Source organism: Candidatus Blochmanniella chromaiodes str. 640 (assembly GCF_000331065.1).
Classification (GTDB): domain Bacteria; phylum Pseudomonadota; class Gammaproteobacteria; order Enterobacterales; family Enterobacteriaceae; genus Blochmanniella; species Blochmanniella pennsylvanica.
Genome location: NC_020075.1, coordinates 754862 through 774983, shown reverse-complemented (window position 1 = coordinate 774983; position 20122 = coordinate 754862). Strand labels below are relative to the sequence as shown.

14 protein-coding genes and 1 pseudogene are annotated in these 20122 nt (G+C 26.5%); 5 read left to right on the top strand and 10 right to left on the bottom strand.

The annotated features are described in order from the left end of the window. Positions 1–36 precede the first annotated feature (36 nt). From ubiD to polA, 3 genes are all read left to right on the top strand, one after another. Positions 37–1500 (top strand): 4-hydroxy-3-polyprenylbenzoate decarboxylase, encoded by a 1464-nt coding sequence (ubiD, locus tag BCHRO640_RS03215; RefSeq protein ID WP_015344852.1) that lies wholly within the window; start codon positions 37–39, stop codon positions 1498–1500. Positions 1501–2131: 631 nt separating this feature from the next. Next, entirely contained in the window at positions 2132–2761 is a 630-nt protein-coding gene (gene dsbA, locus BCHRO640_RS03210; protein WP_015344851.1) for a thiol:disulfide interchange protein DsbA, read from the top strand. A 195-nt stretch (positions 2762–2956) separates the two neighbouring features. Then, complete coding sequence (gene polA / locus BCHRO640_RS03205; protein WP_015344850.1) at positions 2957–5767, top strand: DNA polymerase I; 2811 nt, start codon at positions 2957–2959, stop codon at positions 5765–5767. A gap of 143 nt (positions 5768–5910) precedes the next feature. Here polA and yihA read toward each other — a convergent pair whose 3' ends face one another. From yihA to coaBC, 8 genes and pseudogenes are all read right to left on the bottom strand, one after another. Further along, a complete protein-coding gene (gene yihA, locus BCHRO640_RS03200; RefSeq protein ID WP_011283153.1) occupies positions 5911–6510 on the bottom strand; it encodes a ribosome biogenesis GTP-binding protein YihA/YsxC in 600 nt (199 codons plus the stop codon). Between the two features lie 191 nt (positions 6511–6701). Continuing rightward, positions 6702–8126, bottom strand: coding sequence for a type I glutamate--ammonia ligase (gene glnA, locus BCHRO640_RS03195; RefSeq protein ID WP_015344849.1), 1425 nt, complete (start codon positions 8124–8126; stop codon positions 6702–6704). 748 nt (positions 8127–8874) lie between these two features. Further along, positions 8875–9063, bottom strand: a pseudogene (gene rpoZ, locus BCHRO640_RS03190) (DNA-directed RNA polymerase subunit omega); the annotation flags it as partial. A gap of 96 nt (positions 9064–9159) precedes the next feature. Beyond that, the gene (gene gmk, locus BCHRO640_RS03185; protein ID WP_015344848.1) at positions 9160–9801 is read right to left on the bottom strand and encodes a guanylate kinase; all 642 of its coding nucleotides are present in this window, start codon (positions 9799–9801) and stop codon (positions 9160–9162) included. Positions 9802–10102: 301 nt separating this feature from the next. Beyond that, entirely contained in the window at positions 10103–10543 is a 441-nt protein-coding gene (locus BCHRO640_RS03180; protein ID WP_015344847.1) for a MarR family winged helix-turn-helix transcriptional regulator, read from the bottom strand. Positions 10544–11544: 1001 nt separating this feature from the next. Beyond that, positions 11545–12426 carry a YicC/YloC family endoribonuclease gene (locus BCHRO640_RS03175; RefSeq protein ID WP_015344846.1) on the bottom strand — a complete coding sequence of 294 codons (882 nt, stop codon included), beginning with the start codon at positions 12424–12426 and terminating at the stop codon, positions 11545–11547. Positions 12427–13154: 728 nt separating this feature from the next. Next, positions 13155–13607, bottom strand: coding sequence for a dUTP diphosphatase (dut, locus tag BCHRO640_RS03165; RefSeq protein WP_236608120.1), 453 nt, complete (start codon positions 13605–13607; stop codon positions 13155–13157). After that, the gene (gene coaBC, locus BCHRO640_RS03160) at positions 13591–14799 is read right to left on the bottom strand and encodes a bifunctional phosphopantothenoylcysteine decarboxylase/phosphopantothenate--cysteine ligase CoaBC (protein ID WP_015344844.1); all 1209 of its coding nucleotides are present in this window, start codon (positions 14797–14799) and stop codon (positions 13591–13593) included. The genes dut and coaBC overlap by 17 nt, the downstream gene beginning before the upstream one ends. Positions 14800–15277: 478 nt before the next feature. Here coaBC and rpmB point away from each other — a divergent pair, with 478 nt between their 5' ends. Both rpmB and rpmG read left to right on the top strand, forming a co-directional pair. Further along, positions 15278–15505, top strand: coding sequence for a 50S ribosomal protein L28 (rpmB, locus tag BCHRO640_RS03155; RefSeq protein ID WP_015344843.1), 228 nt, complete (start codon positions 15278–15280; stop codon positions 15503–15505). 24 nt (positions 15506–15529) lie between these two features. Continuing rightward, positions 15530–15697, top strand: a complete 168-nt coding sequence (gene rpmG, locus BCHRO640_RS03150) for a 50S ribosomal protein L33 (protein WP_011283144.1) — start codon at positions 15530–15532, stop codon at positions 15695–15697. 222 nt (positions 15698–15919) lie between these two features. Here the strand turns inward: rpmG and coaD are convergent, their stop codons facing one another. Both coaD and waaA read right to left on the bottom strand, forming a co-directional pair. After that, the gene (gene coaD, locus BCHRO640_RS03145; protein ID WP_015344842.1) at positions 15920–16435 is read right to left on the bottom strand and encodes a pantetheine-phosphate adenylyltransferase; all 516 of its coding nucleotides are present in this window, start codon (positions 16433–16435) and stop codon (positions 15920–15922) included. 728 nt (positions 16436–17163) lie between these two features. Next, the gene (gene waaA, locus BCHRO640_RS03140) at positions 17164–18438 is read right to left on the bottom strand and encodes a lipid IV(A) 3-deoxy-D-manno-octulosonic acid transferase (protein WP_015344841.1); all 1275 of its coding nucleotides are present in this window, start codon (positions 18436–18438) and stop codon (positions 17164–17166) included. Between the last annotated feature and the right edge of the window lie 1684 nt (positions 18439–20122).

Below are 20122 nucleotides of genomic sequence, written 5' to 3'. Positions count from 1 at the left end.
TGAATCACAACAACATTTAATGATCATTAATAAGTTATGAAATATAAAGATTTACGTGATTTTATAAAAATATTAGAACATAAGGGAGACTTAAAAAGAATTAAATTTCCTATTAATCCTGATTTGGAAATAACAGAAATTGCTGATCGCACTATTAAATCTGGAGGACCAGCGCTTTTTTTTGAAAATCCTACAGGATATACAATACCTGTTCTTTGTAATTTATTTGGTACTCCTAATAGAATAGCTTTAGGAATGGGAAAAGAAAGCATTTTATCTTTGCGTGATGTTGGAAAATTACTTGCCTTTTTAAGAGAACCTGAATTACCGACAGGAGTGCATGATTTTTTTTCTAAAATACCTCATTTTCGTCATATCCTACATATGCCAATTAAGCGCGTCAGTACAGCTCCATGCCAAGAAAATGTTTGGTGCAATCAAGATGTAGATATCACACATATGCCAATAATGCGTTGCTGGCCTCAAGACGTATCTCCTGTAATTACTTGGGGTATCACGATAACGCGTGGTCTGAAAAGTAAACGACAAAATCTTGGAATTTATCGTCAACAAGTACTATCTAAAAACAAAATCATTATGAGATGGTTATCTCATCGTGGCGGTGCATTAGATTTTCAAGAATGGCATAAAAATACTTCAGAGAGAAGATTTCCAATTACTGTAGCATTAGGCGCTGATCCAGCCACTTTAATAGGAGCAGTAGTTCCCATTCCTGATACATTATCAGAATATGCTTTTTCTGGTTTACTAAGAGGTTGTAGAACTGAAGTAATTAAATGTATTTCATGCGACTTAGACGTTCCAGCTAATTCTGAAATTGTATTGGAAGGGTATTTAGAACGAGATGAGACAGCAATAGAAGGTCCCTTTGGAGATCATACAGGATATTACAATACTACTGCTAAATTTCCAGTATGCACTATTACCCATATTACACAACGGAACAATCCAATTTATCATTCTACGTATACTGGTCGTCCACCAGATGAGCCTGCGATTCTTGGAATGGCAATGAATGAAATGTTCATCCCTATCATACAAAAGCAATTCCCAGAAATTACAGATTTTTATTTACCTCCTGAAGGTTGCTCATATAGATTGGCTATTGTAACTATAAAAAAACAATATATTGGACATGCTAAACGTATAATTTTTGGAATATGGTCTTTTTTGAAACAATTTATGTATACTAAATTTATTATCGTATGTGACGACGATATTAATGCTCGGGATTGGAATGATGTAGTATGGGCAATAACTACACGCATGGACCCTGATCGAGATACCATAATAGTAAAAAATACCCCCATTGATTATCTTGATTTCTCTAGTCCTATTTCTGGTTTAGGCTCTAAAATAGGTATGGATGCAACAAATAAATGGCCCGGGGAAACTGAAAGAGAATGGGGTATTCCAATTAAAATGCACGATACGGTACGACATTATATTGATAGTATTTGGGATAAACTAGACATATAGAAATAATATTTTACAATAAAAAATAATATAATTAAGTAAGGTAATTAAGTAAGATGCAAAATTAAACGCATAGCAGTATGGTGGATGTTTTACAATAAAAATAAAGAGACATACTGCAATGTATTATCAATAAATCGTCGCATACATTGTTTCTATATTAAAAAAATTTATATTAAGACCTCTCTGTTAATAACAACAGACAATTGTTACACTTTCTTTTTAAAAGTATAAACGCTATAAACACGTCTGTAATGATATATTGTAACTATGAAAACATATATATTAAATAGTTTTAATGTAAATTTTTATATAATATAAGCACATTCAATAATACTATATGCTATATAAAAATATTTTATGACTAACAATTATACTTAAACAGATGGAAATATTTTTTAGATAATCATTATCTATACCTACTTTGACACAACAATCATACACTCTGTTAACTCGTAACAATCACATAAATTTACATGTATATTACACAATGTGTAACATACTATAACTAAAACGAACATCAATAATTAAATTAATTTTAATATTAACTAATTTTGAATAGTATTCAATCATAATATTACAATATTTATATTTTTATATGAAATATTTATGTATATATTAGGAGGGGGAGGGTATGAAAAAATTGCATCTTATTTGGATAGTAATTTATTTGATATTTTCATGTAAAAGCATTGCATCTGCAATTATAGAAGGAAGGCAATACATTCGACTAAATAAACCTATTCACAATGCACCTCAATTATTGGAATTTTTTTCTTTTTACTGTCCACATTGCTATCAATTCGAAGAAATTTATCATATTTCATATAATATAGAACAAACATTGCCTAAAAATATAAATTTTTATAAATATCATGTGAATTTTATAGGTAATTTAGGAAAACAATTGACACATGCTTGGGCTGTAGCAATAGCATTAAGAATAGAAGATAGAATCAGCCCTATATTATTTACAGCGATACAAAAACAACAATCTATTCATACTGTAGAAGATATTCGTGAAATATTTATTAAATCTGGTGTTAATGCAGAAAAATTTGATGTTGCTTGGGATAGCGTATTAGTGAAATCTTTAATTTTAGATCAGGAACAAGCAGCAATAAATTTTCGTTTGAGAGGAGTACCATCAATATTTATCAATGGGAAATATATGATAAAAAACGAGAAGTTAGATATATCATCAGTTAATGCTTATATAAAACAATTTTGTGAGTTGTTAAATTTACTTATAGATAAAACGTAATTTTTGTATATTCATAATATTATCATACTGGCGTATGCAAGTATTCTATTTTTTATTGAAATTATTTTACGCAATGACTGCATTGATTTTATTATTTTGTTGTTTATAATAGCCTTATAGTTAATAGCTTTACTAAGCAATAGTCTAGTATTCTCTTGTCTTTTCTGTAAGATTAAGTCATATATAAATGTCATTATGATTACAATTATAAATAATCCGATAATTTTAGTGGATGGATCTTGTTATATACACCGTGCATATCATGCTTTTCCAGAATTGATCACTAGTGATGGAAAGCCAGTGTGGGTAATATATGGAGTAATCAATATGATTAAAAGTCTATTGATACGATATCAACCTACTCACATGGTGGTTGTTTTTGATGCCATGGGAAAAACCTTTCGTAACAATTTATTTGAAAAATATAAAGCCAATCGTATGAAAACCCCTAAACATTTATATACTCAAATTGATCCATTATGTGAAATAATACAGGCCATGGGGTTATCAATTCTTAAGGTGCCCGATGTAGAAGCAGATGATGTGATAGGCACATTAGCTATATCTTGTGCGCGATCAGGAAATTCTGTGTTAATTAGCACGGGAGATAAGGATATGGCTCAAATAGTATCATCTCAAATAACTCTTATTAATACTATGTCGAATATTATTTTTACTCCTAAAGAAGTAGAAAAACAGTTTGGAGTACCACCAACTTTAATAGCTGATTATTTAGCATTAATAGGAGATCGTTCTGATAACATTCCTGGAGTGCCTGGAATAGGAAAAAAAACTGCTCAGATTTTATTAAATAAAATAGGTAATTTAAAAGTATTATATGATCATTTAGATAAAATTAGTCTATTAAATTTAGGTTTACGCGGCGCTAGAGCGATACAAAACACATTACAAGCCAATAAAGAAGTAGCATTTCTTTCTTATAAATTAACGACTATTAAAACAGATGTATCTTTAAATATATCCGATTATCAATTGCTAATACAACAGTTAAATATTAACACTTTGCAATTATTATTTACACAGTATGAATTTAAAAATTGGTTAATAGATTTACAATCAGGAACATGGCTGAATAAATATCACCATTTGAAACATGTACCATCACACCGACGGTTAAATAATATGCTTTTGTTTCAAAAACATAATTTATTATCAGATTATTCCAAAGAAAAAAAAATTATCAAAATAATATGTAATATTGAAATGCTTTTTCATTGGATTGAAAAAATTGACGAATCCAAATTTTTTATATTTAGTATACATACAGATGTATTTAATGTTGCTACAGCCAATATCATAAGTATATGTTTATCTATAGATACTAAAGAAAGCGCGTATATTCCTATAAAAACTGATTCAATTAATAATCATCAGAATTTTTTATATCTTGAAGAAATATTATCAATTTTGCAACCAACATTAGAAAATGAAAAAATAAAAAAAATAGGCCAGCATTTAAAATTTAGTTATTCTATCTTAAAGCGTTATAATATAAACTTAGCTGGCATGGCGTTTGATGTTATATTAGAATTATATATATTGTATGGTACTGCTAATTATCATGATATTAAAAATTTTTTAGATAAAGATACGTTTAACGTTGTTACAAATTTTAAAAAAAATTATGATAATTATAATGAAAATAATATAATTTCAGATCTAAAAAATATACAATTACAATCTTTATATGCTGCTAAATTTATCAAGTCCCTATTTAATCTACACCATACTTTATGGCCGAAGATAGAAGCAAATAAAAAATTAAAAAAAATATTTGAAGAAGTAGAAATGCCTCTAATATCGATTTTATCACGCATTGAAAATTATGGTGTATTAATTGATAAAAAACTACTTAATACACATGCGGTAGAGTTAGATTATCGGCTTCATGCATTAGAGCTAGAAGCGTATCAATTAGTAGGTACACCTTTTAATCTTGCTTCAACTAAACAATTACAAGAAATATTATATAATCAGCAAAAATTGCCAATTTTAAAAAAAACACCTAAAGGGGCTCCTTCCACTAATGAAGAAGTATTGAAAAAATTATCAAAAAAATATTCAATGCCAAAAATCATTTTGCAGTACCGTGCTTTATCTAAATTGCAATCTACTTACATTAATAAATTAATCGCTATGATTAATAAAAAATCAAATAGGGTGCACACCTCATATAATCAAACTAGAACTTCTACAGGACGTCTTTCTTCTACTAGTCCTAATTTACAAAATATTCCAAATAGAAATTACGATGGAAGGAAAATACGTCAGGCTTTTATTGCTCCAAAAAATTTTTTAATTGTAGCAGCTGATTATTCCCAAATAGAATTAAGAATTATGGCGCATCTTTCTCAAGATATCGAATTAATCAATGATTTTCTTTCTGAAAAAGATATTCATACTGCAACAGCTTCTGAAATCTTTGTTACTGCATTACACTTGGTTACCGATGAACAAAGACAACGAGCTAAAACTATTAATTTTGGATTAATTTATGGAATGAGCGCATTTGGATTAGCACGTCAATTATCAGTAACATGTAAGGAAGCTCAAAAATATGTAGATCGTTATTTTAATCGTTATCCTGGTGTTATGAAATATATGCAACATATTCGAGAGCATGCTAATAAATATGGTTATGTATCTACACTAGACGGAAGAAGGTTATATTTACCAGATATTTATTCTGCTAACATTCTTCAAAAAAAAGGCGCTGAAAGAGCAGCGATTAATGCTCCTATGCAAGGGAGCGCCGCTGACATTATTAAAAAAGCAATGATATCTATTGATAATTGGTTACAAAAAGATGAAATTCCAGCGCGTATCATTATGCAAGTACATGACGAATTAGTATTCGAAGTACATAACGATATTGTAGACCCTGTTGTAAAAAAAATTAAAAAACTAATGGAAGAATGTTTCATTATGGACGTACCACTAAAAGTAGATGTTGGTATTGGAAAGAATTGGGAGCAAGCACATTAATATATCAATTTATGTTAGGTTAATATATTATTATATAATAAGTATATGATTAATAACAATTGATTGAAATAATGTATTTATATATAAAATCGTATGTTTTGAGATATACATACAGAAAGGATATGATAAATCTTAAAAATATATTATCTTAACCAATTATTAAGAACTCTTTTTAATGAGTGTATTCCATATTTTTTGACAACAGAAAAAGGTTCGACTTGTATATGCGTTTCAAACATCATCTTCATATCATGTATTATTTTTTTAGATGTAACTTGCAAAATATTTCTAGAAATTTTATCTGATTTGCTCAATAAAGTAAAAACAGGAACATCTACTGAAAGAGCGCTTTCAATTGTTTTTTGATCTAAATCCTTTATTGGATGCCTAATATCCATCATTAATATCAATCCTTTTAAATTTTTTCTTTTTTTTAAGTATTCACATATCACGTCATGCCAGTAGTTTTTTCTTTTTTTCGTCTTCTTAGCATAACCATAGCCAGGAAAATCAATCAAACGAATACCTGGGCTGACCTCAAATAAATTAATAAGTTGTGTGCATCCCGGTGTTTTACTTACTTTAGTCAATTTCTTTTGATAAGTTAACGCATTAATAGCGCTAGATTTTCCGCTATTAGAATAACCAACAAAAGCTACCTCCATACCTATTTTTTCATTAGGTAAACAGTAAACTGCAGGTACGCTTATTAAAAAATGAGTAATATGATAATCATGTATCATAACATGGTAAATATGAAAATAAGTTTCTAAATTTAGAAAATTTATTTGTTTAAATATTCAATCCTACAACAACTCGTTTTATATAAACAAAAAACAAATTGCTTTTATTCTTAATAAAATTTTTTGAATTATCATAATCAACAATAATATTGTTATATACGTATTTTTACATATTTTACAAAAAATTGTTTTTAAACACTATAATATAGATCAAATTCTACAGGATGTGGCGTAGTAGATACTAATTTACTGTCTTTTTGACACAATAAAATATATGTATTAATATACTCTCGGGTGAAGACGTTGCCTCGGGTTAAAAATTTATGATCTTCAGATAAAGATTTTAATGCTTCGTCAAGAGATTTAGCCATGTGCGGTATGGCTAATGCTTCTTTTTCAGAAATAGTATATAAGTTTTTATCAATAGGATCTCCAGGATGAATTTTATTGATAATGCCATCTAATCCGGCCATAAGCAATGCAGAAAACGCTAGATAAGGATTAGCAGAAGGATCAGGAAAACGGACTTCAACACGACATGCTGCGTCGTTTTTTGATTTTTCTAGAGATGATGGAATGCGAATCGCGCTAGAACGATTACAAGAAGAATAAGTCAACATTACTGGAGCTTCATAATTTGGAACTAAACGTTTATACGAATTAGTAGTTGGATTGGTTATAGCATTTAATGCTTTAGCGTGACGCAAAATACCACCAATATAAAATAAAGCAATATCAGAAAGGTTGCCATATTGAAGACCTGAAAATAAATTAGTATCTTTTTTATGTAAGGATATATGGCAATGCATGCCTGACCCATTATCATTTATAATGGGTTTAGGCATAAAAGTTGCAGTTTTCCCAGAATTATGAGCGACATTGTGTACTACATATTTATATATTTGTATTTCATCAGCTTTTTTAGTAAGAGTATTAAATCGAGTTGCTATTTCATTTTGACCCGATGTTGCAACTTCATGATGATGAGCCTCTACAATCAATCCCATTTTTTCCATTGTTAATGACATGGTAGATCTTAAGTTTTGAGAAGAATCTATTGGGGGCACCGGGGCATATCCACTCTTTATTCTAGGACGATGACCTTTATTCCCATCTTTATAAAATTTACCACTGTTCCATGATGATTCCTGATCGTCGACGATTACATACGATCCTGATATTGTTGTTGCAAAATGAATACTGTCAAATAAAAAAAATTCTGGTTCAGGACCAAACATAACAATATCGGCAATACCAGAATTATACAAAAACATTTCTGCTCGTTTAGCTATAGACCGTGGATCTCTATCATAATTTTTCATAGTACTAGGATCAATGATATCGCAACGAATAATTATTGTAGCATCTTCATAAAATGGATCTATCACAAAACTAGTAAGATCAGGCATTAATATCATGTCTGATTGGCTAACATCTTTCCATCCTTTAATGGAGGACCCATCAAAAATTTTTCCATGTTTAAATAAATGATCATTAACCTGTGTCTTAGGGATAGTAATGTGTTGTTCTTTTCCTTTTGTATCAGTAAAACGTAAATCAACAAATTTTATTTGATTTTCGTTGATAATAGAAAAAATATTTTCAATATTTGTCATATTTATACTCTCAGTTATTATATTATACGATGATAATATTGCTAAAATCATGCGCTATAAAATACTATCTATAAGGATTTTATGATCAACATTTTTTAAAACTTTATTTAATTAAAATATTTGCATTGACATGATTACCAATGTTGCATATACATGCAATGTATTGAATCAGATCTGTTGATCCTTTATTAAAAATTTAATTTTTTAAAAATAACATTTACGTATTATATTACTATTATTTTAATAAATAATCTAATGTAATAAAAACAAATAATACTTGTATGCATAATTACTATTAATCATTTTTTAATTATTTTTAATGCAACATAGATAAAATATCATAAAGTTAATCGTGCTATATTTTGTATTATATACAGCATAAATACTATGAAATGTAATTGCACATACACATTTGTATATGAATTTAAAAAATTAATAATTTTATACGAGTTGTTATTTTGTTGATGTATATCATGAAAAATGCACTTACATTATAAGTATCATTAGCAACATTAAAAACAGTTTTAGGACTTATACAATATACTATTTGTGGTAGACTGTTGCTCTATAAATAAGAAATTATACACATTATATCAATACTAAAAATTTGCATCAGAACAATGTAACAATCTTCAATTTTAATAAATTTTTTAATTTCTACTATGCTAAAGAGACCGTTTTTCCTGCATATCAATTTCATGGCTTAAGCAATATTAATGTTTTTATAGCAATATATAGTTGGTATTTATTTTTTAGTAATTAAGTCTTCTTCTATTTCTCTGAGAGCAAGCACGGTATATTTATCATTATTATTTTTCGTAATTAATGTTTCTTTCCCACCAATTTGCATTTGCCGTGCACGTCGCGCGGCAACTAATATTAAATCAAATATATTACCAACTTTTTCTACTGCATCCTGTACAGTTATACGTGCCATTTTCACTTACCGTGTATGTGGATTTTATTTATTAGTTTAAATTCATATTGATCGTAAACACATATATATATTCATGTATTTATATTAATTTATTATTTATATATCTGGCAATAACAAATGATTGATTAATGTTGCGTAGCGTATTTTTTGATGCGCTATTCGCAATTGCTCGGATAACATAATTGACTGTAAATGCGTCAAAGCAATGTTAAAATTATCGTTTATGATAATATAATCATATTCTTTAAAATGGCTAATTTCATCCATTGCTTGGCCAATGCGTGTGACAATCACTTTTTCTGTGTCTTCTCCTCTTAGATACAATCGACGTGCTAATTCTTTCCTTGATGGAGGCAAAATAAAAATAGTATAGATATTTTTTGATATTTTACTGCGAATTTGTTGGGCTCCTTTCCAGTCAATATTCAGCACAATATGTATACCAGCATTTAACATCGTTTCAATATCAGTTTTTGCGGTACCATAATAATGATTAAAAATCATCGCATATTCAAAAAACATATTTTTATCGATCATATATTTAAATTCTTTTTTTGAAATAAAATAATAATCTTTTCCGTGTATTTCTCCAGGTCTTTTGATACGTGTGGTATAGGAAATAGATAGTTTAGTTTGATAAACAAAGTAATCACATTGTATCACAGTATGAATTAACGTAGATTTTCCTGTCCCACTAGGAGCGGATATAATACACAATATTCCTGAATTTTTCATCATAAAATGATCAAATACATATTTGATTGCATAAATAACTAATATTTATAAAAATAAATTACGTTCGTACATAATACTTATGTCGTGAATAATTATATATTTGGTTCTAATTCATGTTAAACATTATTATTTGCATAGATATATTAAGATTGTTTTAATAGAAGATCCTCAATAAAACATTTTGTAATTTAATTACATTAAAGTATACATTGTTACTATCAAATTACTAAAATTATTAATTTCACCGAGGACCTTATTTATGTTAATGAAAATCTATAGCGCAGTATGCGTGTATGTCATATTGTTATTTTACCATATTATTTTTTTGTTGTATTTCAAGTAAATTACATACTTCTCTAAAGCTTTTAAGCTGTACATCAGACAAAAGGGAAAATATACGATCTAAAATGATGTTATGTGTATCTTCAGCAACACGTAATTTATCGCGTCCTTTTTCTGTAATATAAACGTATTTTACTCTACGATCTGTCAGACTTTGTTGTCGGCGTAACATTTCATCTTTTTCTAATGCATCAAGAACTGTTACAACAGTTCTTGATGAAAACCCCATATAATTTTTAATGTCTGTTGCACTGGTTTTTCCGGTAGTAATAAGATGCAAGATTTTCATTTTAGACATTGAAAGACCTTCATTAATTAATTGACCATTTATTTCTTTGCGTAAACGATGATAAATACGAGATAAGGATTCTACCATGTTTGAAATGTCTGTTAATCTATTCATAATTATTTGTCTCTATATTGAATCAATAATGATAATAGGACTGTATTTGGCAGTATCAGTTAATAATAGTCTAAAAATAGTAATTATTATTTTGAAGTATTGTTTATTGAGAATAATAACTTTTCAGACAATTATTTATATCTGACAATCAATTATCTTTTTAATTAACTATTGTAGTGTATACCTCCTAATTTATTGTAATTTTACTAAATTAATATTTTGGTTTTATTAAAAAAGAGCAGACATTATTAGTTCAGAATATATATATTCTAATATTTAATTTGTGTTGTTTTATTATTTATATTTTATCGGAGTTTTTTTAAATTTGAAATATGACTATCTGAAAAATAAAACTTCTTATAGTTTTGTTAAAAAATAATTTTTTATATTTTATGATTTATTTTTAATCTTAAAATTCTATATATCTGTAAGTAAACAGATTTAAATCAGAAATACAACAATTTTATTATAAAATATAAAATAATATTTTATATTTTTATGAAAATAAAAATAAAAAATTATATATTTATATTAAATAATATTTTTTATTGAATCATATATTCTCGTTTAAATTTACATGTATTTATAAAAATAATAATATTAAAGGATGTATATCAGTTAATTTATAGTAAAATATTAACTATATAAATTTATATAGCACTCAAATAAAATGAATTTGAGTGCTAAATTATATTAAAAACTTTTATTAAAAATAATAATATTAAAACCTAATTTTTTAATAAATGAATCTACTTTGTGTATGCACACGTATATAATAGTTATTGTTTATATACACATGTCGCTGCAATTAAAGTTTAAGTATATTAAATTTCAGTGTTCAATATTATTTATTGTTTAATTAGATTAGTTAATTAAAATGAAACATTGTTTGGTAAGGTCACAATATAATTAATAATTATAAAATTAGCAGGTTATATGACTGATATAGATTTTAAATATGAAAAGATTTTATATTTTATAGGTAGGTACTCTGATTATATTTACTCAATGTTCTGCGTTTGCTCGCGTATCTGTTCAATAAGTATTTTTAAGGAAATTGCTAATTGAGTAATATAAGAATTTATAGATTTAGAAGTTAATGTGTTAGCCTCTCTATGTAGTTCTTGTATTACAAAATCTAGTTTTCTACCAACAGCCCCGTCCCCATCGAGAATACGATGCATCTCTTTGATATGAATAATTAGACGATCTACTTCTTCTGAAATATCAATTTTTTGAGCTATTATTAATAATTCTTGTTCCAATCGTATTGAGTCAGAATAAATGCAAACATCTTTCATTTGTTCCAAGAGTGTTTTGCGTTTGTATTCTAATACATTAGGGATATGTTGATGAATTTTGTTTAATTCAGCGTACATTAGATGTAATCGTTCTATAATTTTATTTTTTAAAAAAATACCTTCTCTTTTTCTATTTTGTATCAAATTATGTAATGTTTCTTTAAAACATATTAATAATTCGGAATGAACATTATTTATATTATTTAAATTATTTTGTTTATACGTTATTACTCCTGGCCAAGATAAAATATCTATCGGGTTAATTTCACCTTCATTAGTTAATGTTTTTACCCATTTTGCGTATAACACAAGATCATGCACCAATTGTTTATTAACAGTAAGTGACTCTGTGTTATTATCGCAATTGTTATTTATTTTGATATGTAAAGTGCATTCTATTCTTCCTCTAATAATAGCATCTTTAATATTTTTACGAATTACCCATGACAAATCACAAAGATATTTAGGTAAATCGATATGAATATCTAAATAACGTTGATTTAAAGAACAAATTTCCCAGGTAACATTACCCCATGTATATTTTACTTCATGTCTTGAGAAAGCTGTCATACTATGAATCATAACAATTACCTAAATTTCGTTAATATGTACAAAAATAAACTTTAAGGTTGCCAGAATTCTATTCTGTCATGCATTTTTTAATTAATTTATATACATCAATATAATTTTTAAAAAAAAATCAGAATTTTTTAATGCCCATAAAATTTTATAATTAAATAAATAGTAGTATGCACAACATTACAATTGATAATAATTTATTAAAATTATTGTTTATATTAAAAATATATAAATCATTACAATAACACGTTCAATTTTATCTATAAAATAATTAATTTGTTATTATTTAGTGAAATAGCATAGTAAAAATATACTTTAAACATATTATGTTTAAAGTATATAAAATAAAAGTTTGGTATACGACATATATAAATGTTAAATAATTTTATTATATTTATTATTAAAAATATTTTTTATTATAAAATAATTTATGAATTTATAGTGAATTTATTTCCCTCATGCATATTTTATATAACTCATTTGTTAATAATTAAATATAATAAAATATTAAAAAATTATTTTAAAAATAAACAATCATTTGAAATTTATATCAATAAAATTGATAAACCAATAGTTATTACTATATAGCGATCAATATTATTTAGTATATATACCACCATTAATATATTTAATTTAATATTATTATCTTAATGATATATATAACAAAATTATATACATTGATAATTTGAAAATACGCATTACATATTTATTAATGTGTAATTAACAATATTTTACATCGAATGCCCAAAACCATGTGGTCCCCGTCCAGTAGGTATAAATGATTTAACTATAGAAAACCTAACTTGAATTATTGGCATAAAAACTAATTGTGCTATTCGTTTTCCAGGATATACAATATACTTTTTTGGTCCACGATTCCATAAAGACACTATCAATTCTCCTTGATAATCTGAATCAATTAGCCCCACCAAATTTCCCAAGACAATACCATACTTGTGTCCCAAACCTGATCGAGGCAAAATAACACCTGCTATCTTTGTATCGGAAATATGTATCGCAATACCGGTAGAAATTAAATGAGTTTTCCCGGGATAAATGGTCAAAGGTTTATCTAAGCAAGCTGATAAATCTAATCCAGCAGATCCTAACGTAGCATATTTTGGTAAATAAAAATGTTTATAAATTCGATTATCAATAATTTTAACATTAATTATTTTCATTATAACGATCAATAATTTCGTTAATAAGTTGTTGTGCTAATAATTTTTTTTTTCTTAAAGGCAATATAACACTTCCTTTATTCCAAAATAAATATAAAGCATTATTATCACTATTGAATCCTTGGTTCATACTAGAAATATTATTAGCACAAATTAAATCTAAATGTTTACTAATACGTTTATCTTGAGCATATTTTTGTATATTATTAGTTTCAGCGGCAAATCCAACGACATAAGGACGGTTTTCAATTAACGACCCTACTTTCGCCACAATATCGGGGTTCTTAACCATAATTATTTTTAAAGTATTTTTATTCTTTTTAATCTTGTCAAGAGAAACATGACAAATGCGGTAATCTGATACCGCGGCACAGCCGATAAAAATTTGTTGATTACTAATGTCTCGCATAACTGCTTCTTGCATGTCTAAAGCGGAAATAACATTAATACGTTGCACTCGAATAGGAGTACGTAAATTCACCGGACCTGTAATTAATGTAACTTTTGCTCCTTTATCTGCAGCGGCTTGAGCGATAGCAAATCCCATTTTTCCTGAACTATAATTAGTAAAAAAACGAACGGGATCTAAGGCTTCGTGAGTAGGACCAGCAGTAATCATGATATTAAGATGACTTAAAGAACTATCATGAGAAAAGTAATGTTTTACGTATTCAGAAAGTACTTTGGGATCCGTCATGCGTCCATAACCAATATCATTACAAGCTTGACATCCGTAATCCGGGCCCCATATTAAAACTCCTCTTTTTCGTAGAATATCTAAATTTGTTTGAGTTGCAATAGCTTTATACATTTGTTGATTCATAGATGGAGCTACAGCAATAGGAGCTGTTGTAGCTAAACATAAACTACATAATAAATCATTAGCTAATCCTACAGATAATCTAGCTAATAAATTGGCTGTAGCCGGAGCAAGTAAAACTAAATCAGCCCATTTAGCTAATTTTATGTGAGGCATTGTGGTTTCTATTTGAGGGGTAAGAAAATTATCCAAAACTGGATGACACGATATTGTTTGTAAACTTAAGGGGGTAACAAATTTTTTTGCAGATTTTGTCATTATCACTCTCACTTCTGAACCTTGTTCTTTTAAACATCGTACAAGATCTATAGTTTTATATGCTGCGATACCACCGCTTACTCCTAATATGATATGTTTATTAATTAATCCCGTCATATTATATTTCACATGATATTGAAGATGATTTTAATTTTATTTATACTAACAAAAACTATTAGTTTTTGTTAGTATAAATAAAATTAAAATCATCTTCACATGATATTGGGTTTCAGAAAATCTGCAATTATATTGTGTTCAGCATAAAAATCTCATATAATATATCTCAGTTTATTATGTATAGAGTAAACATGCATAGGAACATATATAAATAATAATAAAAATAAAAAATTTAATGACTTAAATTTACTATATTTAGATATATTGGTGCTATGTAAATATTTGAAATTGCTTAATTTTATTGTGCTTAATAGTAAAAAATAAAATAACAAATAACAATTATAATATATTTGGAAATCTTATATTAGGTGTTTTAAATAATTTTAAATCTCATAGATAAAAAATAGGAATAAATAATAAATTGTTTTTATTGTTTTGGTTATAAATAATTGTTCTAATAAAAATTAGAGGAGATCATATGGCACGTGTGTGTCAAGTTACCGGAAAACGTCCTATGAGCGGAAACAAACGTTCTCACGCAATGAACGCAGCGAAGCGTTGGTTTGCACCTAATATTCATTCTCATCGTTTCTGGGTGGCAAGTAAAAAACGTTTCGTTGCGTTACGATTATCTACTAAGGGGATAAGATTGATTGATAAGTTTGGCATTGAATATTTTTTCACCAAAATATATCCTAAAAAATAAATAATACTCATCGGGAATAATGTAATGGCTAAAGAAAAACGAGAAACAATCCGTTTATTTTCTTCTTCTAAGAATGGGCATTTCTATAGCACCACAAAAAACAAACGTACTAGCTCTGAAAAAATGACATTAAAAAAATTTGATCCTTTTGCACGAAAACATGTAATATATATAGAAAGTAAGAATAGTTAAATAAAGATAAGACTGCAAATTCAACGGTATACGGTATATTATAAACCCTCCTACAGCTCAATACATATTGAGCTGTAGGAGGGTTTATTTAGTTTAAATATCTAAAACACTATGCTGCTCAGTTTATATTATCAGTTTGTGTTTATATATTTTTATACAGTATCAACATAAAAATATATAATCTATACGTATAGCGCTTCAAATTTTCGCATTTTTTCTTTTTTAAAGAAACGAAATGTTTTTGTTTTTTTTCTCAGTATTGCGTAGTTTTTCAATAACCTTCTCAGCGATAAAATTAGGTATAAAACGATCTATTCTCCCTCCATATTGAGCAATTTCTTTCACTAATTTAGAAGAAAGACATGCCCATATATCCGTAGATATCATAAATATAGTTTCTACTTCATTCGAGCAGTAATTATTAATTTTTGCAAGTTGTATTTCATATTCAAAGTCTGATCTAGTTCTGAGCCCACGAATTAAAATATTCACTTGTTTTTTTTTCATCACGTTTATAGTGAGGTCATTAAACCCAAACACTGTTACATAATCTAACATTGCAGTTGCTTGCTTTGCAAATATTACACGTTCTTCAAGACTAAACAAAGGATGTTTTTGTGAATTTTCAGCTACCGCTAAAAATATTTTATCAAAAATTTTATGTGCTCTAATAATTATATCCAAATGCCCATAAGTTAATGGATCAAAAGTCCCTGGATACATAGCCTGAATTGTCATGATATATTGAATAAAATTTATGTTTTTGCGAAAATAAAGAGACTATAACATATGTATATATATTTCAAATATGCTAAACTACATTTTATTTATATGAAGATATAGTTTTTAGTGAAAATATAGAATGTTCAACTTATTAAATAATCGCATTAGAAAGTTTGACGTGAACATAAATAAATTGTCAAAATATTTTTATAAATTAAATTGTTTCGTACTTATATTTCCATGTATCAAAAATATTTTTTATTAACATTTAATAAAATATTTATTTTAATAATAAAAATACGACGACTATTGGCTGCAATAACACTTAAGAAAATTAAATAACCATCTTCAGTAATACCTATATCTGTAACATCAAAATAAAAATTTTAAGCATTTTGGCCATTTTCTACATTAATTAAAAATCTTTGTAATTATACATCTCTCCCTAAAAATATAAATAACCTTATATTAAATATTTGTTTATATATAAATTCATAAAAATCACGATAAACATCTTTTTGATTATATGAAAAAGAAAAATTATATTTTCATTAAAATTATTCTTTAATAACAGCCATGATTCATTCAATATGTTACATACAACAACATATTTTTAGATATTGCAGTTTTTAGTCTAATTTGGGGTTATAGTTAATCTGATAAAAATTCACTTGTAAATATATGAATATTTAATAACAACTGTTATATTAATTTATAACCATTACAAAATATCATATGAAAAGTTATTTTGGAACTAATAAATAACTATCTAACAAACCCAATAATTGCTTTAGTGCTCCTTGATTATGCTGCAGTACTTTGATGGCTCTATGACCATAGTTCACACGACACTGTTGATTTACCAGCAACATAGCAACAGCCCTTACTAAGGATTCTGTATCAGTTACTGTAATTAATCCATTTGATTTACATAATTTAATGCAAATATCATTAAAATTAAAAGTATACGGTCCCATGATCAATGGAATAGAATGTGCAGCTGGCTCCAACGGATTATGTCCTCCATGTTTTACTAAACTACCTCCAATAAATGCTATATCTGAAACACCGTATAGTAACATTAATTCTCCTATAGTATCATTAATAATTACTTGTGTTTCTTGAGATGGAGCAACCCCATTACTTCTCATGATATAAGACAATCCGGATTGTTCAGTAATGTTTTTAACACTAATAAAACGTTCTGGGTGACGTGGAGCTAAAATCATTAGTAAACTAGGAAACCTTGTCAAGAGATGTTTATGTGCTTGTAATAATAATATCTCTTCTCCTGAATGAGTACTACTAGCTATCCACACCTGTCGTTTTTTAATCCAATTTTTTTTTAAAAATGAAATTTTATTTAATAAATCTTGGTTCATTTCAATATCATATTTTAAATTACCTGTGATAAATAATTGATTTTTTTTTAACCCTAATTTAAGAAATCGAGAAGCGTCTTCTTTATTTTGAGCAGCAATTAAAGTAATACGTTTCATAATCAATGAAATAAAATAACTAAATCTATTATATCCTGTAAAAGAGCGATATGATAACCGAGCGTTAGCAATAATGAAAGGAATCTTGCGTTGATATAATATATTTATGAGATTTGGCCATAGTTCAGTTTCCATAGCAATAACTAATCGCGGCTTAACTTGATTAATAAATCGTTTCATAGCACCAGGTAAATCATAAGGTAAATAACTGCAGTGCGTATTATGACTAAATTTAGAGCGCGCCAATTCTATGCCTGTAGGAGTCATCGCAGTTAATGTGATTGTTATTTTTGGGTAACGCTGCTGCAAAGCACGTATCAGGGGGATAGCTGCTAATGTTTCTCCTAAGGACACAGCATGTAAAATGATTCCATCAGATTGGATAGATTTTCTATAAAATCCGTAGCGTTCCAACCAACATTTACGATACGATGGCGATCGTCTGCTGCGCCATAATAATCGTATCCATATTATAGGTTGAGCAATATACATTATAATATTATATATTGTAATGTACATTATAAACATATCATATCCTAAAGTAATCAGTTATTTATATTCATAATTACTGATTTAATTATTTTATATGTATTTAAACTATATATCAATATCGCTATTTTTTATATAATATATTTTAATAATCAATACCTATATAAATTTTAAAAAACAATTTATCTGGAAAACTATCTATGTTTCTTGCTAGTTGTTAACAACTATGTTGATGAAATATTTTTACTTTAAATTAAAAAATAATGAATTTTTATAAATATTTTTGAAAAAATAAACATTGTATTGTAAACGATACAATCGTTAATTACTGGTTTAATATTTTTTGAATAATTCAAATGATTTGTTAAGTATGACAATAATTAGTTATTAGATAATATTTATAAAGATGATATTTATAATAAATAAATTATATAATCTATAAAATCTGATTAATTTTTATACAACTAAAATGTAAATTAATCATCCAAATAAACACATTTAATATATAAATATTATTTTTACATTAATAATTTGTATTAACATCAATTATATGTTGGATTTAATTTAAAATTCATTACTTAATTGTCATTGACACTAGAATATTCCCAAATTTGCAATCTTATAGTTTTGTTAGTATAAATAAAATTTATTACAAGTTGCTTGAAAATAATTTCAATTACTTTTTTACTATTTTATATTTTAAAAAAATTTATTTATTCAAACTTATAAAAATATATACGTACTATGTATATAATTATTTTTAATATTGAATAATAATTTTAATTCATAATACAAATAATATTTTTAAAAATTAAACAATAAGATTAAACATGATATATGTATTTTATTTTTTGATTTTATCGCATATTTATCTATTTCCATCGTAACGTAATGATAGACACACGGACTACTTATTCAGAATAAAATTATGTTAAAAACGATTTTATTTCTGTAACTTTTAAATATTTTTAGGAATTTATTTTTTCTATGTTAAATATATTTTATATTTTTATTTTAAATTATAAGCAATAATCTATATATATAATCATATAACTATGTACGATGAAATATATAATTCAAATGTTGTTTATTTCATTGTATTATATAGATCTTTTCTGACACAGTATAACAAGCATAATTACTACATATATAATATTTTTTAGTATTGTTGCATAGTTACCAGCTACTACATTAAGTTTTAGATATTATATATTAAATTATGTATAAAATACATGTTAATCACTTTATCGGATTAGATTGTAAACTCATTTTATTATGTTAAATTCTTAATTATCTTTTATTATTTTATTTATACTGTCAATAATTTTATTGACAGTATAAACCAGTAATTTGTTCATAAAAAATGAATTTTTAGTAAAATTTTAATGCTAAAATTAACAGTATCACGTATTTTAATTGTAATATTTATAAAAAATAATAAAAATATATTTTTTTAATCAAGAAATTAATATCTATTATTATTATTTGAAAATTTTAATTTTCCTTAAATAATATTAAATAGTTAAAATGACAAATACACACAATTAAAATATTTAAAAATTTAATATTTGAGAATTATATTCAATTTTTACACCAATATGATTGCAAGAATATTCTAGCACTAGAATGATGAAGAGATTGTAGCGCTGTTTGTTAAAAAAGTCATTAATTCATTAATTAGATCTAATAATTTGCAGTAATTTATAATTGAATG

Coding starts and splice junctions, on each gene's coding strand:
- waaA (WP_015344841.1), bottom strand. CDS start 18,438: ATGTACATTACAATATATAATATTATAATGTATATTGCTCAACCTATA.
- yihA (WP_011283153.1), bottom strand. CDS start 6,510: ATGATACATGATTATCATATTACTCATTTTTTAATAAGCGTACCTGCA.
- coaBC (WP_015344844.1), bottom strand. CDS start 14,799: ATGACGGGATTAATTAATAAACATATCATATTAGGAGTAAGCGGTGGT.
- glnA (WP_015344849.1), bottom strand. CDS start 8,126: ATGACAAATATTGAAAATATTTTTTCTATTATCAACGAAAATCAAATA.
- ubiD (WP_015344852.1), top strand. CDS start 37: ATGAAATATAAAGATTTACGTGATTTTATAAAAATATTAGAACATAAG.
- BCHRO640_RS03180 (WP_015344847.1), bottom strand. CDS start 10,543: ATGAATAGATTAACAGACATTTCAAACATGGTAGAATCCTTATCTCGT.
- rpmG (WP_011283144.1), top strand. CDS start 15,530: ATGGCTAAAGAAAAACGAGAAACAATCCGTTTATTTTCTTCTTCTAAG.
- polA (WP_015344850.1), top strand. CDS start 2,957: ATGATTACAATTATAAATAATCCGATAATTTTAGTGGATGGATCTTGT.
- dsbA (WP_015344851.1), top strand. CDS start 2,132: ATGAAAAAATTGCATCTTATTTGGATAGTAATTTATTTGATATTTTCA.
- coaD (WP_015344842.1), bottom strand. CDS start 16,435: ATGACAATTCAGGCTATGTATCCAGGGACTTTTGATCCATTAACTTAT.
- BCHRO640_RS03175 (WP_015344846.1), bottom strand. CDS start 12,426: ATGATTCATAGTATGACAGCTTTCTCAAGACATGAAGTAAAATATACA.
- rpmB (WP_015344843.1), top strand. CDS start 15,278: ATGGCACGTGTGTGTCAAGTTACCGGAAAACGTCCTATGAGCGGAAAC.
- gmk (WP_015344848.1), bottom strand. CDS start 9,801: ATGATGAAAAATTCAGGAATATTGTGTATTATATCCGCTCCTAGTGGG.